The organism is Paracoccus sp. SY, from assembly GCF_002901215.1.
GTDB lineage: Bacteria > Pseudomonadota > Alphaproteobacteria > Rhodobacterales > Rhodobacteraceae > Paracoccus > Paracoccus acridae.
Genome location: NZ_NWMQ01000183.1, coordinates 1 through 661, shown reverse-complemented (window position 1 = coordinate 661; position 661 = coordinate 1). Strand labels below are relative to the sequence as shown.

2 protein-coding genes are annotated in these 661 nt (G+C 62.5%); both read right to left on the bottom strand.

Going from position 1 to position 661, the window contains the following annotated elements:
• The coding region (locus CK944_RS22460; protein ID WP_146038780.1) for a DUF2934 domain-containing protein at positions 1 to 271 on the bottom strand (271 nt) is incomplete at its 3' end.
• Positions 272 to 388: 117 nt separating this feature from the next.
• Entirely contained in the window at positions 389 to 610 is a 222-nt protein-coding gene (locus tag CK944_RS22455) for a cold-shock protein (protein ID WP_103175212.1), read from the bottom strand.
• Positions 611 to 661 lie beyond the last annotated feature (51 nt).

Below are 661 nucleotides of genomic sequence, written 5' to 3'. Positions count from 1 at the left end.
CCTCCGCGGCAGCATCCGCTGTCGGGCTGGCTTCCGGTCCCTGGCTTGCCTGTGCGGTTTTTCTGGCTTTCGTCGCTGCAGCCTTCGGCCTTGGCTTGCGGCCCCTCGCGGTCGTGTCGGCCGAGGTGGCGGATGCTCGGGCCGCGTCTTCCGCGTCGATCTCGCGTTCCGCCTGCTGCCAATGCTGCGCGTCCCGGCCATGGGGCCGCCCCTCCATCTCCCAGAGGGAATGCGCGCGTTCCTCGATCCGCCGTGTGCGGTCTTCCATCATGATGAATCCTCGTGTGTGCGATCAACAACGTGTGGCCGTGTGATCAGGTTTCGGATCAGGACAGGTCCAGGTCGGCTGACCTTGAGGGCGGCATGCCTCGGTCATTCCTGGTCTCCCTTATGGCCTTGCTGTGCAGTCGATCATGAAAAAAGGCCAGGCAACATGCCTGACCTTGCTCGATGGTGTGTCCTCACCAGGGGCAGTAAGGTGGTGAAGAAGGACGGCACCCTCGCTTACCCTGCTTGCAGATTGCCGGCCGACATCTTGCCCGCCGTCATCGGGCTGGATGAAGCCAAACCTCTTGGTGGCGTCGGACCATTTGACAGTCCCTATGGCCATGATGGACCTCTTTCTGAAGAAGACTGCGGAACGCTGAGGCAGATGGCAGCG

Bases quoted from the DNA above. Each gene is read 5' to 3' on its own strand.
- CK944_RS22455 (WP_103175212.1), bottom strand. From the start codon at position 610: ATGGCCATAGGGACTGTCAAATGGTCCGACGCCACCAAGAGGTTTGGC.